Origin of the sequence: Dokdonella sp. (genome assembly GCF_044227025.1) — a bacterium.
Classification (GTDB): domain Bacteria; phylum Pseudomonadota; class Gammaproteobacteria; order Xanthomonadales; family Rhodanobacteraceae; genus Dokdonella_A.
The window spans coordinates 80,076-95,229 of record NZ_JBGAFX010000001.1; the positions used below are offsets into that span (position 1 = coordinate 80,076).

Annotated in this window: 15 protein-coding genes; 5 read left to right on the forward strand and 10 right to left on the reverse strand. The window is 68.1% G+C overall.

Going from position 1 to position 15,154, the window contains the following annotated elements; all coding sequences use genetic code 11:
- Positions 1-155 precede the first annotated feature (155 nt).
- The 3 genes from ACILRJ_RS00345 to ACILRJ_RS00355 all read left to right on the forward strand — a co-directional run bounded on the left by ACILRJ_RS00345 (position 156) and on the right by ACILRJ_RS00355 (position 1,829).
- On the forward strand, positions 156-842 hold the full coding sequence (locus ACILRJ_RS00345; RefSeq protein WP_395679204.1) for a response regulator transcription factor: 687 nt from the start codon (positions 156-158) through the stop codon (positions 840-842).
- Between the two features lie 123 nt (positions 843-965).
- A complete protein-coding gene (locus tag ACILRJ_RS00350; protein WP_395679206.1) occupies positions 966-1,394 on the forward strand; it encodes a DUF3574 domain-containing protein in 429 nt (142 codons plus the stop codon).
- Between the two features lie 60 nt (positions 1,395-1,454).
- On the forward strand, positions 1,455-1,829 hold the full coding sequence (locus ACILRJ_RS00355; protein WP_395679208.1) for a cupin domain-containing protein: 375 nt from the start codon (positions 1,455-1,457) through the stop codon (positions 1,827-1,829).
- Between the two features lie 58 nt (positions 1,830-1,887).
- On the opposite strand, the gene trpC is transcribed toward ACILRJ_RS00355, so the two are convergent.
- The 4 genes from trpC to ACILRJ_RS00375 all read right to left on the reverse strand — a co-directional run bounded on the left by trpC (position 1,888) and on the right by ACILRJ_RS00375 (position 5,334).
- Entirely contained in the window at positions 1,888-2,682 is a 795-nt protein-coding gene (gene trpC / locus ACILRJ_RS00360; RefSeq protein WP_395679210.1) for an indole-3-glycerol phosphate synthase TrpC, read from the reverse strand.
- Positions 2,683-2,763: 81 nt separating this feature from the next.
- A complete protein-coding gene (gene trpD, locus ACILRJ_RS00365; protein WP_395679212.1) occupies positions 2,764-3,813 on the reverse strand; it encodes an anthranilate phosphoribosyltransferase in 1,050 nt (349 codons plus the stop codon).
- Positions 3,814-3,832: 19 nt separating this feature from the next.
- Positions 3,833-4,723 (reverse strand): TolB family protein, encoded by an 891-nt coding sequence (locus ACILRJ_RS00370; protein WP_395679214.1) that lies wholly within the window; start codon positions 4,721-4,723, stop codon positions 3,833-3,835.
- 14 nt (positions 4,724-4,737) lie between these two features.
- A complete protein-coding gene (locus ACILRJ_RS00375) occupies positions 4,738-5,334 on the reverse strand; it encodes an anthranilate synthase component II (protein WP_395679216.1) in 597 nt (198 codons plus the stop codon).
- A 212-nt stretch (positions 5,335-5,546) separates the two neighbouring features.
- On the opposite strand from ACILRJ_RS00375, the gene ACILRJ_RS00380 reads away from it, so the two are divergent.
- A complete protein-coding gene (locus tag ACILRJ_RS00380) occupies positions 5,547-6,134 on the forward strand; it encodes a CHASE3 domain-containing protein (protein WP_395679218.1) in 588 nt (195 codons plus the stop codon).
- On the opposite strand, the gene ybaL is transcribed toward ACILRJ_RS00380, so the two are convergent.
- From ybaL to pdsR, 5 genes are all read right to left on the reverse strand, one after another.
- Positions 6,046-7,782 (reverse strand): YbaL family putative K(+) efflux transporter, encoded by a 1,737-nt coding sequence (ybaL, locus tag ACILRJ_RS00385; RefSeq protein WP_395679220.1) that lies wholly within the window; start codon positions 7,780-7,782, stop codon positions 6,046-6,048. The two genes, ACILRJ_RS00380 and ybaL, sit on opposite strands and share 89 nt — an antisense overlap.
- A gap of 251 nt (positions 7,783-8,033) precedes the next feature.
- Positions 8,034-9,506: an anthranilate synthase component I gene (trpE, locus tag ACILRJ_RS00390; RefSeq protein ID WP_395679222.1), complete on the reverse strand. Its 1,473-nt coding sequence runs from the start codon at positions 9,504-9,506 to the stop codon at positions 8,034-8,036.
- A 106-nt stretch (positions 9,507-9,612) separates the two neighbouring features.
- On the reverse strand, positions 9,613-10,650 hold the full coding sequence (locus ACILRJ_RS00395; protein ID WP_395679224.1) for a sialidase family protein: 1,038 nt from the start codon (positions 10,648-10,650) through the stop codon (positions 9,613-9,615).
- A 174-nt stretch (positions 10,651-10,824) separates the two neighbouring features.
- Positions 10,825-12,861: an ATP-binding protein gene (locus ACILRJ_RS00400; RefSeq protein ID WP_395679226.1), complete on the reverse strand. Its 2,037-nt coding sequence runs from the start codon at positions 12,859-12,861 to the stop codon at positions 10,825-10,827.
- A 123-nt stretch (positions 12,862-12,984) separates the two neighbouring features.
- Entirely contained in the window at positions 12,985-13,674 is a 690-nt protein-coding gene (gene pdsR, locus ACILRJ_RS00405) for a proteobacterial dedicated sortase system response regulator (RefSeq protein WP_395679228.1), read from the reverse strand.
- Between the two features lie 305 nt (positions 13,675-13,979).
- Here pdsR and ACILRJ_RS00410 point away from each other — a divergent pair, with 305 nt between their 5' ends.
- Positions 13,980-14,165, forward strand: coding sequence for a hypothetical protein (locus tag ACILRJ_RS00410; RefSeq protein ID WP_395679230.1), 186 nt, complete (start codon positions 13,980-13,982; stop codon positions 14,163-14,165).
- Between the two features lie 307 nt (positions 14,166-14,472).
- Here ACILRJ_RS00410 and rpe read toward each other — a convergent pair whose 3' ends face one another.
- Positions 14,473-15,147, reverse strand: a complete 675-nt coding sequence (gene rpe / locus ACILRJ_RS00415) for a ribulose-phosphate 3-epimerase (RefSeq protein ID WP_395679232.1) — start codon at positions 15,145-15,147, stop codon at positions 14,473-14,475.
- Positions 15,148-15,154 lie beyond the last annotated feature (7 nt).

Genomic DNA, 15,154 nt, shown 5'->3' on the forward strand with positions numbered 1-15,154 from the left:
TTTCACCTACGCCTTTTGGCTGAAACATCCTGTTCGACATGCTTTCATCGGACAGTAAATATTTGAAATAACACGCAAAATCACCCTTGCACGACTTGGCTCTTAATGTGATGCTGTTCACAATCCTTCACTAATTGGCGCTGGATCGCATGCCGATGCCACATCGACCTTCGCTCGTCGTGGGTTCCGGCCATCCCCTTTGGCTGCGCGGATTCCTGGATCTCGCGTATTCGCTGGAGCCGATAACGGTTGCCGGTGCGGCGGACAATGCGCGCCATCTTTCGGCGCTGCTCCGCAAGCACAAACCCGATGTGCTCGTCATCGATGTGGCACTCGTCGTGGCCACGCGACAACTGCTCGATGCGGATCCGCACATCCCGCGCATCCTCGTCGTCGGCGCGCGGCCACATGCAGGCACCCGCCCCGTATTCGGCGCCTATTGCTCCTGCGGCTACGTCAACGAGCGCGTTCCGTCTGCGGCGATCACGCGGCTCCTCGAGGTCGTGACCGCTTGTCCGCTGCCACGCGCCGGGCTCGCGGCCTGTGAAGGCTGTGAGGTGCGTCGTACCCTGGTACCGCCCCCTTTGCCGCTGACCGAGCGCGAAAACGAAGTGTTCGTGCGCATCGGCTTGGGCCATCGGCCAAGCCAGATCGCGGCGAACCTCGGCATCCAGGTGAAGACCGTCGACGCGCATCGTGAATCGGTGAAGCGCAAGCTCGGCTTCGGATCGGCCGCGGACCTGCAAGCCGCGGCATTCGCCTGGCGCGATGGCGACCTGCTCCCCAACCGACAAAGCGAATCCAGGCCGCGACACGGGCGGCGCAAGCCCGTAGGCGAGTGATGATCGCGGCACTTGCCCGTCGCGCGCCATCCGAAAGCCAGGCCCACATGCGTGCACGCACGCGGCATCCATCGCATGGTTGAATCACGTCAGTACACCCATGTGCAGTCCGGGAAACGCGAAATGATCCGGCGGCTTGCACCCCGCATCCTCGTCGTCGCAACCGCCCTGCTCGCCGGCTGCCACGCGGACTGGGTGCGCGAGCATCCGCTCGGCTGCCGCCTCGACGAACAGCGGCTGGTGCGCGATGCGCTGTACTTCGGCCGCGCGATTCCCGGCGGCGGCGAAGTCGATGAGGCGGCGTGGCAACGGTTCGAGTCCGATGTGCTCGGGCCGGCGTTTCCGCGCGGCTACACCGTCCTCGACGCGCACGGCCACTGGCGCGGCGCCGACGGCACAACCATTGGCGAAGCGAATCGCGTCGTCATCCTCGTGCATGCCGACGACAGCGTGACCGAGTCGCGCGTACGCGAGGTGGCCGCGCGCTATCGCACGATCTTCCGGCAGGAATCGGTGCTGCGCGAGCGTGCGGCCGTGTGTGCTTCGTTCTGAGCCTTGCATCGGCACGCGACATCCGCATCTGGACAACTGACGGTTCGAGAGGAGCACCCCATGTCCGCCACTGCCTCACCCCGAAGCGTCGCCCGCTCCCTGACCGAACTGTGGTCGCCGCGCGTCGTCGGCGAGCTGGATGATTCGTACGTGAAAGTCGCCAAGGTGCACGGCACGTTCGGCTGGCATGCGCATGCCGACGAGGACGAGCTGTTCTACATCCTCGATGGCCGCCTGCGCATCGAGATGGAAGCAGGCGCGGTGGAGATCGGCGAGGGCGAGATGTTCGTCGTGCCGAAAGGCGTGCGGCACAACCCGGTCGCCGAGCGCGAATGCCTGCTCATGCTGATCGAGCGCAAGTCGACGCTGCATACCGGCGACAGCGTGAGCGAGCGCACGCGCTCGATCGAGGACCAGCTGCGACCACTCGTGTAGGAGCCCATCCCCCGGATCAAGTCCGGGGCAGGCCCTGTGGGCGACTGGCCTTCGCGAGTCAGTGCGCGAAGAACAGCCGCGCGAGTTCCGCGCCGGGATCCGCCGCGCGCATGAACGCCTCGCCGACGAGGAATGCGCCGACGCCGGCGTCGCGCATCTTCGCGACGTCGGCGGGCGTGTGGATGCCGCTCTCGGTGACCAGCACGCGGCCCTCGTCGACGCGGCTGCGCAGGCGCAGCGTCGTGTCGAGCGAAGTCTCGAACGTGCGCAGGTTGCGGTTGTTGATGCCGACCAGTGGCGCCGGGATGTCGAGCGCGCGTTCGAGCTCGGCTTCGTCGTGGACTTCGACCAGCACGTCGAGATCGAGCTCGGCCGCGAGCAGGGCGAGTTCGAGCAGCGCGGCGTCGCCGAGCGCGGCAACGATCAGCAGGATCGCGTCGGCGCCGATCGCGCGCGCCTCGTACACCTGGTACGCGTCGATCGTGAAGTCCTTGCGCAGCACCGGCAGTGCACACGCCGCACGCGCCTGTCGCAGGTACATCTCGCTGCCGTGGAAGAAATCCGCATCGGTCAGCACCGACAGGCAGGCCGCGCCGCCGGCCTCGTAGCTGCGGGCGATCGCGGCCGGGTCGAAGTCGGCGCGGATCACGCCCTGCGACGGACTCGCCTTTTTCACTTCCGCGATCACGGCCGGCAGGCCGGCATCGAGCTTCGCCTCGATCGCGGCGGCGAAGCCGCGCGTCGGCGGCAGGTCGCCGACCTGCGCGGAGAGTTCGCTCAGCGGCAGGCGTGCGCTGCGCTCGGCGATCTCTTCGACCTTGCGGGAAAGGATGCGTTGAAGGATGTCGGTCATGGCGAGGGCTGAGGGCTGAAGGCTGTTGTGGGAGCGGCGGAAGCCGCGATGCTCTTTCGCCATGGTGGGCCGGGGCCCACCCTACGCCGGCGAGGCCGCTCCCGCGGCGAGCCGTCGCGTCGCGGCGACGAACGCGTCGAGCTTCGCGCGCGCAGCACCGCTCGCGACGGCCGCGCGCGCGCGGTCGATGCCGTCCTGGATCGAGCCCGCGAGGTCGGCCGCGTACAGTGCAGCACCCGCATTCAACAGCACGATGTCGCGCGCGACGCCCGGTGTGTCGTCGAGCGCTTCCAGCAGCAGTGCCTTCGACTCGTGCGCATGGGCGACACGCAGGTTGCGGCTCGACGCCATCGCGAAACCGAAATCCTCCGGTTCGATCACGTACTCGCGCACCTCGCCGTCGCGCAGTTCGCCGACCAGGGTCGCCGCACCGAGCGAGATCTCGTCCATGCCGTCACGGCCCCAGACCACCAGTGCATGGCGCGCGCCGAGTTGCTGCAGCGCGCGCACCTGGATGCCGACGAGGTCGGGATGGAACACGCCCATCAGGATGCTCGGCGCGCCAGCGGGATTGGTCAGCGGGCCGAGGATGTTGAACAGCGTGCGAACGCCGAGCTCCTTGCGCACCGGCGCGACGACCTTCATCGCCGGGTGGTGGTTCGGCGCGAACATGAAGCCGATGCCGGTCTCGCCGAAGCAGCGCGCGACCTGCGCCGAGTCGAGGTCGATCGAAGCACCGAGCGCCTCCAGCACGTCGGCACTGCCGGACTTCGACGACACGCTGCGGTTGCCGTGCTTGGCGACCTTGGCGCCCGCAGCGGCCGCGACGAACATGCTCGCGGTCGAGATGTTGAACGTATGTGCGCCGTCGCCGCCGGTGCCGACGATGTCGACGAAGTGCGCCGGCGTACCGACGTCAACCTTCGCCGCAAGCTCGCGCATCACGCGCGCGGCGCCGGCGATCTCGCCGATCGTCTCCTTCTTGACGCGCAGCGCCGCGATGATCGCCGCGACCAGCGTCGGCGAAACCTCGTTGCGCATGATCTGCCGCATCAGGTCGACCATCTCGTCGTGGAAGATCTCGCGGTGTTCGATCGCGCGTTGCAGCGCTTCCTGCGGGGTGATCGGCATGGTCGGTTCGTACTCGCGCTCAGCGCACGCGATAGTGGATGGAATGAATGTCGGCAAGTCCCTGCCCGCCGGCGCGTACGCCCGAGAACAGCAGCGTGCCCGGATGCGCGCGGTCGTCGGAAGGGCCGAGAATCCAGCCGCCGTCGACGTTCACGCGCGTGTCCAGGCGCTGCGGATGCATGTAGCGCCCACCCTCGCGCACGGCCGACCACAGGGCGATCGGCGCATGCTCCACATCCTCGGAGCGCGCGAATACCAGCACGCGTCCGTCGTCGACGAAGGCGGCGTCGAAATCGTCGCCGGGCCCGTTGACCTCGCCGGCGAGCGGTTGCGCCGATTGCCAGGCGCCGCCATGCCACGCGCTCAGGAACAGGTCATGTCGGCCCGCGCCGCCGCGCCCGTTCGTCGCGAACAGCAAGGCCCGCCCGTCCGGCGAAGGCGTGGGCGCCCATTCGTCGCCGGCGCTGTTGATCGACGCCCCCGCGTTGACGGGCACGCCGAACGTCGCACTGCGCGGATCGAACGCGACGCGCCAGAGGTCGTCGCCACCGAGGCCGCCGGAGCGATTGGAGAAGAACCAGAGCGTGCGCCCGTCCGGCGTGAACGCAGGATCGAACTCGTTCTGCGGCGAGTCGAACGACACCGCGACCGGCGCGCTCCAGCCCGACCCTTCTCGACGGCTCATCCAGATGTCCCAGCCACCCGCACCGCCCGGGCGATTGGTGCTGCCCCACAGCACGGTGTTGCCGTCGGCACTCACCGCCGCGCGGATTTCCGAGTAGTCCGAAGAAACGACGCCGGGCAGCAACACCGACGCATCGCCTTCGAGTTCGAACGCAGGCTCGCGCGGCGACTGCGTCGCACAGCCGGCGATGGCGAGCAGCGCGAGCGCCGCTCCGGCACGTGGCATGCGAGGTGTCGCCATCACGCGGCCCTGGGCAGCGACTGCGACAGGAAATTGCGCAGCATCGCGTGGCCGTGTTCGGTCAGGATCGATTCGGGATGGAACTGCACGCCCTCGATCGGCAGCGTGCGATGACGCAGGCCCATGATCTCGTCGAGCGAGCCGTCCGCGTTTTCGGTCCACGCGGTGACCTCGAGGCAATCGGGCAGGGACGCCTGCTCGACCACCAGCGAGTGGTAGCGCGTCGCCTCGAACGGGTTCGGCAAACCGGCGAATACGCCCTTGCCTGCATGGCGGATCGGCGACGTCTTGCCGTGCATGATCTGCTTCGCGCGGATCACCTTGCCACCGAATGCCTGCCCGATCGACTGGTGGCCGAGGCAGACGCCGAACACCGGGACCTCGCCACCGAGACGCTGCAGCACTTCCAGCGACACGCCCGCATCGTCGGGCGTGCCCGGCCCCGGCGAGATCACGATCGCCGACGGTCGCAGCGCGCGCAGCGCGGCCAGGGTCATCTCGTCATTGCGGATCACGCGCACGTCCTCGCCGAGCTCGCCGAAGTACTGCACGAGGTTGAACGTGAACGAGTCGTAGTTGTCGATCATCAGCAGCATGTGCCAAACAATCCCGAGGTGTGTCGCGGCCGCGCCGCGGTGTGCGCCGAAGAGGCGATTCGCGTAGTTTCGCACGCCATGCGGCACGAAGGGCGTGTTCGTGGATTTCCCGCCCTGCGCATTCGATACGGAGGCTGACCGGTGGGCACCACCGTCGAGCAGATCGTCCCCGCTACCGGCGTTTCGCGCTGCGCCTGGTCGGATTGTTCGTGGTGCTCGCGGCAATACTGGCCGTGGTTGCGGCACGCGTCTACCGCACGGTCGGCGATCTGGTCGACACGAACGAGTCGGTCAACCACACGCATCAGGTGAAGGAACAGATCATTGCGGCGACCGCGACGCTGCTTGGGGCGGAAGCGGCGCAGCGCGCCTACATGATCGGCGGACACGCCGATCGACTCGCCGAGGTGTACGCCGCCCTGCCGCAGCTTCCGCAACGAACCGACCGCCTGCGCGGGCTGGTTGCCGACAACCCCGAGCAGAGCGCCAACGCAGCGCGCTTTGCCACCGTGCTGGAGCAGCGACGGCAGATGATCCGCGAGTTGCTGGATGTCTTCCAGCAAGGCGGCCTTGGCGCCGTGCGCTCCGACACGCGCTTCGCACTCGCGCAGGAACAGGATGCGCTGGTGGACCTGCTGTCCCGGCGCATGGACGAGCGTGCAGGTGTGCGTCGCCGATCGCAGCTGACGCGACAAGCCGGCCCGCGCATCGTCAGGCAGGAGTGTCGTCACCCGGGCCGGCGTCGCGTGCCATCGGGGGCGTGTTCGGCGCGTTCGCGCCGCGTTCGAACCAGCGCGTGAGGCTGTCCACCGACTCGCACATGCTGCGCGCGATCTCGCGCTCGCCCATGACCGCCGCGTCGGCTCCGGCGCCGAGCAGGTAGGCCATTTCCTCGTCCGAGTGCGCGCGCGCGAGTACCGCTATCCGCGGATTCGCCTCGCGTGCGTGGCGGATGATCTGGCCGGCTTCGAGCACCTGGGGGATCGCGACGACGAGCGCGCGGGCATCGGCAACGTGGACAGCTGCGAGCTTGTCGACCGCCGCCGCATTGCCGACCAGCGACGGAATGCCCTGCTTGCGCGCAAGCTCTGCCGCGTCGGGGTCGGGCTCGATCAGCGCGAGCGCCACGCCGGCTTCGTGCAGGCGCTGGCCGACCAGCGAGCCGACGCGACCGAAGCCGACGAGGATTACGTGGTCGCGATCGGGCATCGGTGGACCCGGTGGCGGATCCGGCTCGACCGGCATTGCAGCCGCCGTCGCGGCGTCGCGGCGCGCGAACCAGCGGTCGAGCGCAGCGAACAGCAGCGGGTTCGCACAGATCGAGAGAATCGCACCGGCGAGGATCAGGTCGCGACCGTCCTTCGGCAGGAGGCCGAGCTCGATGCCGAGGCCGGCCAGGATGAACGAGAACTCGCCGATCTGCGCGAGACTCGTCGAGATCGTCAACGCAACCTCGGTCGGGCGCCCGAACGCACGCACGATCGCGAATGCACCGATTGACTTGCCAACCAGCACGATCGCGACAACACCGAGCACCGGCAGCGGCTCGCGCACGAGGATCGAGGGATCGAACAGCATGCCGACCGAGACGAAGAACAGCACTGCGAATGCATCACGGAACGGCAGCGAATCCTGCGCCGCCTGGTGGCTCAGCTTCGATTCGTTGAGCACCATGCCGGCGAAGAACGCACCGAGCGCGAACGAGACGCCGAACAGCATGGCGGCGACGTAGGCGACGCCGAGCGCTAACGCGAGCACGGCGAGCGTGAACAGTTCGCGCGAGCCGGTAGCCGCCGTGCGTTCCAGCAGCCACGGAATCGCGCGACGGCCGACGATCAGCATCGACGCGACGAACGCGGCGACCTTCGCCAACGTGATTGCGAGCGTCAGGTAGACATTCGCGTCACCGTGCGCGGTGCCGCCGAGCAGACCCGCGAGCGCCGGCAACAACACCAACGCGAGCACCATCGCGAGGTCCTCGACGATGAGCCAGCCGATCGCGATGCGCCCGCGCTGCGTCTCGAGCAGGTTGCGCTCCTCGAGCGAGCGCAGCAGCACCACCGTGCTCGCGGTCGACAGCGCGATGCCGAGGACGATGCCGGCGCCGAGCGACCAGCCCATCGCCCACGCGAGCAGCATGCCGAGAAGCGTCGCGATCGCGATCTGCGTCGCCGCGCCCGGCAGCGCGATCGCCTTCACCGAGAGCAGGTCTGCCAGCGAGAAATGCAGGCCGACGCCGAACATCAGCAGGATCACGCCGATCTCCGACAATTCCGGCGCGAGCGCCTGGTCGGCGACAATGCCCGGCGTGAACGGGCCGACCACGATCCCGGCGACGAGGTAGCCGACGATCGGCGGGATGCGCAACCGCTGCGCGATCATGCCGGCTACGTAGGCCAGCACGAACGCGGACACGAGGGTCATGATCAGCGGGGTGTGGTGCGGCATCCGGGCTCCATCGATGGGTGCGGTGCGAAGAGTCCGCAGCGAGTCGTCGGCACAGTCTAACCCCTGGCAGCCGCGTAAACCGTGTGGTCGAGGGATGACGGGACGCGCGCAGGGCGGTACGCGCGAGGCGCTTGCCGCCGGTTCGGCTTCCGCGAGATCTCGGCGGGACTTGCGCTGCGCGCTCGGCCCGCCCTGCGCACTCGAGTTGCCCCATGTGTTCGACCCGCCACGGATGGATGGCCTCCGGTGGATCAGAGTCCGCCGGCTGCCTGCGCGACCGCGCGGAACAGCGCGCGACCCTTGTTCATCGTTTCCTCCCATTCCTTCGCGGGATCGGAGTCGTACACCACGCCGCCGCCGGCCTGGACGTACAGACGTCCATCCTGGATCACCGCGGTGCGGATCGCGATTGCGGTGTCGGCGTCGCCGTTCCAGCCGATGTAACCGATCGCACCGGCGTAGAGGTTGCGCTTGTGCGGTTCGAGCTCCTGGATGATCTCGATCGCGCGGATCTTCGGTGCTCCGCTGACGGTGCCGGCCGGGAACGTCGCCTTGAGCACGTCCATGTACGAAAGCCCGTCGCGCAACTCGCCCTCGACCTGGCTGACGATGTGCATCACGTGCGAGTAGCGCTCGATCACGAAGCTTTCGGTCAATTTCACGCTGCCGGTCCTGCTGACGCGGCCGACATCGTTGCGGCCGAGGTCGATCAGCATGAGGTGCTCGGCGCGCTCCTTGGTGTCGGCGAGCAGTTCCTGCTCCAGCGCGTGATCCTCCTCGGGCGTCCTTCCGCGCGGGCGCGTGCCGGCGATCGGTCGCACGACGACGCGGCCTTCCTTCAGGCGCACGAGGATCTCCGGCGACGATCCGACGATCTGGGTCGGGCCCAGGTCTATGAAATACATGTACGGCGACGGGTTGAGCGCGCGCAATGCGCGATACACGTCGACCGGGCGCGCGCGGAACGGCACCGACAGGCGCTGCGACGGCACGACCTGGAAGATGTCGCCGGCGCGGATGTATTCCTTCGCCTTCTCGACCATCGCCTCGTACTGTTCGCGCGTGAAGCTCGACTCGAAATCGCCTTCGCCGAGCGCGGTCGGGTCGAGCACGTCGGGATAGCCGGAACCGGAATGGCGCAGGCGGAATGCGAGCTCGTCCAGGCGGCGGCGCGCACGCGCATGCGCCTGCGGCTGCGCAGGATCGGCGTGCACGATCAGGTACAGGCGGCCCTTGAGGTTGTCGAAGACCGCGACTTCCTCGCTCAGCATCAGCAGCGCATCCGGCGTTCCGAGCTCGTCGCGCTTCGTGCGCGCGAGGCGCGGCTCGATCCAGCCGATCGTCTCGAAACCGAAGTGCCCGACCAGGCCGCCGCTGAACGCGGGCAGCCCCTCCACCGGCGCAACCCTGTAGGTTGCGCGGATCTTCTCGATCTCGCCGAGCGGATCGACCAGCTCGCGCGTCTCGATCACCTCACCGAGATCCTCGACCGTGAGCGTGTTTCCGCGCAACGCGTACACGCGCCGGCACGGCAGGCCGATGATCGAGTGACGCCCCCAGTTCTCGCCTCCCTCGACCGACTCGAACAGGTACGCGTACGGACCGTCGGCGAGCTTGAGGTAGACCGACAGCGGCGTGTCGAGATCGGACAGCACCTCGCGCACGACCGGGATGCGGTTGTAGCCCTGGGCGGCGAGTGCGGCGAATTCTTCCTGCGTGATCACGCTGACAACCTGCGATTGGCGGCCCGCGAAGATAACAGGGAATCGCCAGGGTGGGATGCCGCCGCGAACGCTTCGCCCGTCCGCCGGGCAGCGTACTGCCGTACTTCTACGCGCCTTCCATTCCGTCTGCGAAAATCGAGTCGACCACGACGACGCGCGCTTCGCGAACGATGTCCATCTCGACCGGGTCGGCGGGTGGAAGGTGCCCACTGCCCCAGTACAGCTCCACCTCGGTCGACGAGGCACCGATGAGTGGATGCGGCTCGACCGCATCCTCATCGGTCACTCCCGGCAGTGCGAGCGCGCCGCTCCAGGTCGTTCCGTCGACGGAACGGCGCACGGCGAGATCGAAAAGGCTGCCGTTCTGGCGGATCCAGAACAGCGCGAAGGCACCGTCGGGCATCACCACCGGCAGCGAGTCGTGGTTGTTGCCGGCGACCGCGAAATCCTGCCGCGGGGCGCTCCAGTCGCGCACGTCGTGCGTCGTCTTCACGTACATCGAGAGCACCGTGCTGCCGACCTGGTAGCTCGCGAGATAGAGCCCGTCGCTGTCGCGATAGGCGATGCGCGGCAATTGGCTGCCGCTCGCGATCTGCGTCTTCAGGGTGTCCCAGGTCATTCCGCCATCGACCGACTCGGCGACGTAGCTTCCACTGCCGAGGCGTTGGTAGCTCATCGTCAAGGTACCGTTCGCGTGGCGGACCACGTGCGGATTGATCTCGCCGCCGGTCGTCCAGCCGAGTTCGAGCGGGTTCTGCTCGGTGAAGGAGATGCCATTGGTGCTCGTCGCGCGCCAGAGTCGATAACTCGAATTGGTGCCGGTTCCCTTGAGATAGAACAGCACATAGCTCGCGGGCCCGAGCTGGAGCAGCGACGGGTGGCGTTCGCTCGCGGCACTGGCAACGATCGGTACCGGTGTCGTCCAGTTGGCGCCGCCATCGGTCGAACGCGTCAACAGCAGATCGCCGGCGAACGTCGACGCGTTCAGCCGCTCGAACACGACGATGCGCGCGCCGTCGTCGCTCGACCGGATCACCGACGGCATGTAGTCGATCTCGTCGCCGCTGGTGACCGGCTCGGCGGCGCTCACCGCTCCGATGAATGCGAGGACGATCGCTCCGAGGGTGCGGGTCGTATGCTTCATGCGCAGGCTCCGTGGGGTCGATGGTCGCGGCGGGAGCGCCGCGCACGAATGGATCATTACGACATCGAACGCTCGAAACGACACGCCGCGCTGCGGCACGACAGGATGTAGGGCGGTACGTGCGAAGCGCGTGCCGCCGACGCGGCGGGACTCGCGCTGCGCGCTCGACCCGCCCTACGACGCTCGATCCGACGTGCCTTCGGCGAGGCGCCGGCGCGACATGCCCGGCATCGCGATCGAGAATGCGACGCCGCTGCCATCGGCGAGGTTCGCGGCATCCGCGCGGCCTCGGTGCAATTCGGCGACGAGGCGCACGACGTAGAGGCCGAGGCCGAGGTGCGGCGCCTCGCCGCCGCGCGAACTGCGTTCGCGCATCGACACCAGCGAATCGAACAGGCGCTCCTGCATCGTGGGCGGCAACTGCGGCCCCTGGTTCGCCACGCGCACGACCGCAGTGTCGGCCACGGAATGCAGCGACAGCGCGATCCAGCCGTCGGCCGGCGTGAACGAGCAGGCGTTGTCGAACAGCTTGTCGAGCGCCTGTGCGATCAGGTCGGGAGCGCCGTGGAATGGCACGCCTGCCGGTGGCAAGTCCACGCGCAACTCGCGCTCGCCGCAGAGCGCGCGATAGCCGTCGGCGCAGCCGGCGACGAGCGCACGCAGGTCGAAGTCCTCGGCTTCGGCGGAGGCGATCGCGCGTTCGACCCGGCTCGCCTCGCTCATCGCACGCACGATCGTGCCGAGGCGCTCGGCGCCATCGCGCGCGCGCGAAAGGTACGGGCGCGCCGCTACGGGCAGTTCCTGGTGGTCGAGATTGTCGAGCGAGGACTTGACGATCGCGAGCGGCGTGTTGAGCTCATGCGAAAGTTTCGAGGCCAGCGTGCGCAGGTAGTCGGTGTAGGCCGCGACCTCGTCGACCAGCTTGGCGAAGCTGCGCGCGAGATCGCCGAGCTCGTCGGGCGAATCGGCCAATGGCATCGGACCGTCCAGCCGTCCCGACGTTCGTACCGCACGCTCGGCTGCGTTGCGCAGGCGACGGATGCGCAGCGACAGCGAGGCGCCGAACAGCAGCAGGATCGCGGCGGCGATCGCCATCGCCACCAGTGTCGCGCTGGCGAGGCCGACCAGCGCACGGTTCGCGAGCAGCGGCAATGCGCGATTCGCCTGTTCCAGCACCAGTGCGCCGTGCTGGCCGTCGTCGCCCTGCAGCGGAATCGCCGCCGTCAACACCACGGCGCCATCGCGATCGGCCGCGCGCCAGCTGGTCGCGGGAATGCCGGAAAGCGCCTGCCAGACCTCGCTCGCGTCGAGGCGCGGGCGCGTGCCGTCAAGTTGCGCGGAGCCCGCGAACGAAGGCGCGATCAACACGCGATAGACGAAGTTCGCGAAACCGCCGGGTGCATCGCGCGGCGCGACGCCGGCCGCATCAAGCTTGCCGGCATCGGCGACCAGCCAGCCGTCGCTCGCGACCACGCGCGCGCGCGCATGCGCCGGCACCAGCGCCTGCAGCGAGCGCGCGGCGGCCTCGTCATAAGCGATCACGCGCCGCAGTTCGGCCGCGACCACGCCGGGCGAAGCAGCATCGTGCAGGGCGAAGCCGATGCGCCCGGGCATCACGCCGTGCGGCAAGCGCATTTCGATGCGATAACCGGAACCGTCCTCCTGCAGCATGCCGGCAAGATGCGCGGGCGGCAGTTCACCTTCGCCGATCGCTGGCGCGTCGAACGCACCGGGCGCGGCACTCGACAACCGGTAGCGGCGCGTCTCGCCCGCCTGCTCGAGTGCCAGTTCGACGTGGTCGCTGACGGCCGTGCGCGGATCGGCCGGATCGAAGCGCGTGCGCGTCGCGTCGCGCACCTCGGCGAGCAGGTAGAGGTCGCCCTTGCTGCTTGCGAGGGTGACGCGCAACCGCTGCGCATCCTGCTGTGGGCCGAGCGCCTGCGCGAACGGCCGCAACTCGCTCCAGTCGTCGGCATACCCGTCGACGACGATGCGATCACGCGCCGGCTGCACGTACAGCACCGCGCCGCTCGGCGGCGACGCGATCCCGCGCGCCTCGACCGCCTTCGCGAGCATTCCGGCCGACGCCAGCAACGCCTGCTCCTGTCCCTCGCGCAACAGCAGTTCGACCTGGCGCACGAACTGCCAGCCCGCCCACGGCAACGCGAGGGTGGAGAGGGCGACCAGCAGCAATTTGATGCGCAGGGACATGGACGGGAATCGGGAATGGAGAATCGGGAATGGTGGCACCCAGGCAGGAATCGATCATTCGCAAACGGAGTGCTTGATCGCTTTTCGCACCCTTTTCGATCCCCGATTCCCGAATCCCGGCTGTCAGGGCTTCCACCGATATCCGGCGCCATGCACCGTGTCGATCGCGTCGAAGGCGGGGTCGATCGCGATGAACTTCTTGCGGATTCGCTTGATGTGCGAAGTGATCGTCGCGTCGTCGACGACGACTTGCGCGTCGCGCATGAGCTGGTCGCGGCTCTTCACGTGGCCGGGGAAACGCACCAGCGTGTGCACCATCCAGAATTCGGTCACCGTCAGCGGCACGTCGGCGCCGTTCCAGGTAACGCGCATGCGCTCGGTTTCGAGCTTGAGCGGGCCTTGCGCGAACACGCTGTCGGCGGCGACCGGCTTGCGCAACGCCTCCATGCGCCGGAACAGCGCGTTGATGCGCGCGGCGAGCTGGTGCAGCGAAGTGTCCTTGGCAAGGTAGTCGTCGGCGCCGAGGCGCAGGCCGGAGATCACGTCGAAATCCGAATCGCGCGCGGTCAGGAACAGGATCGGCAACGTCGCCGATTGCGCGCGCAGGCCGCGGCACAGTTCGAAACCGCCTTCCGGCTCGTCGCCGAGGCCGACATCGATGATGACGAGTTCGGGCAGGCGTTGCGCGAATGCGGTCTCGGCATCGCGGCGCGAAGCATAGCCGCGTACTTCGTAGCCGAGGCGGGTCAGCGCCTCGACGTAGTTGGCGCGGATCAGCGGTTCGTCCTCGACGATGGCGATGCTGCGCGGCATGGCGATGGTTCCTCGTGATGTCGGCGCCGAGCTTACGCAGCGGTGCCACGCGCGCGCAACGCCCGCGGGTCAGCGGTCAGCAAAATGCCAGAACTCGCCGCCGCCACGCCTTGCCGCGGGCCGCGCCGGCGCCGCGGCGCGCGTTGCAATTGCACTCGCCTGACCGACGAAGGAAACACCGATGAAACCGCTCCGCCCCGACCCGAATGCCGAACTGCATGCGCGCGAACGCCTGCGCATCGTGTTCGCCCTGGGTTCCCTGTTGCTCGGCCTGCTCGCCGCGGCGCATTTCTGAGGAGCCGCCCATGGACCGCTCGAACGACCTGCTTCGCGGCGCACTGTGCGCACGCGACCCGATTCCCGAGGCCATCGCCGATTCGCTCTGGCTGGGCGGCGAGGCGATGATCGCGCCGGCAAACCTGCGCGAGTTGTGCGATCTGCGTTCGGTTGCAACGGAAAGCACCGCCGATCCGTCATGGTTGGTGATTTGATGGCGTGATCCGCGGGTTCGGTGGGACTCGCGCCGACTGCGGCCGTATCCACCGCCGGGATCGCGCGCCGCATCCCACCCTACGTATCCAGACATGTTTGCTGTACCCGCGCCGGGCAGTTTGCCCCTCCCTCCCCCGGGCCCGGCGCGGTTTCTTTCCAGGCTGGGCTGCCAGGAACTGTCCCGGATTCAACGCCGCTCGTATCGAGGGCCGGCCGGACGAAGTTCCGCCATCTCGCATTCCGTGCTCTTCGACCCCGCGCCTTCGGCACTGCGCTCAGCGCGAACGGAGTTTGGACCGTTCCCGGCTAGCCATCCGCGATCGCCGCCTGCATGCGCGCGATCACCGCAGCGTAGTTCTTCTCGTTGAACACGGCGGAGCCCGCGACGAAGGTATCGGCGCCGGCGCGCGCGATCTCGGCGATGTTCGACGGTTTCACGCCGCCGTCGATTTCAAGGCGGATCGCGCGGCCGCTCGCATCGATCCTCTCGCGCACCCGGCGCAGCTTGTCGAGCGCGGCCGGGATGAAGCTCTGGCCGCCGAAGCCCGGATTGACCGACATGATCAGCACGAGGTCGAGCTTGTCGAGCACGTGGTCCAGGTACAACAGCGGCGTCGCCGGATTGAACACGAGGCCGGCCTGGCAACCGGAATCCTTGATCAGCTGGATCGTGCGGTCGACGTGTTCGCTTGCCTCCGGGTGGAAGCTGATCACGCTTGCGCCGGCCCTGGCGAAGTCCGGCACGATGCGGTCGACCGGCTTGACCATCAGGTGCACATCGATTGGCGCGGTCACGCCATGGTTGCGCAATGCCTCGCACACCAGCGGGCCGATGGTCAGGTTGGGCACGTAGTGGTTGTCCATCACGTCGAAGTGGATCCACTCGGCACCGGCGGCGACGACGGCGTCGACCTCCTCGCCGAGGCGCGCGAAATTCGCGGATAGGATCGAGGGAGCGATGATCGGCGATTGCTTGGCCATGGTGCTT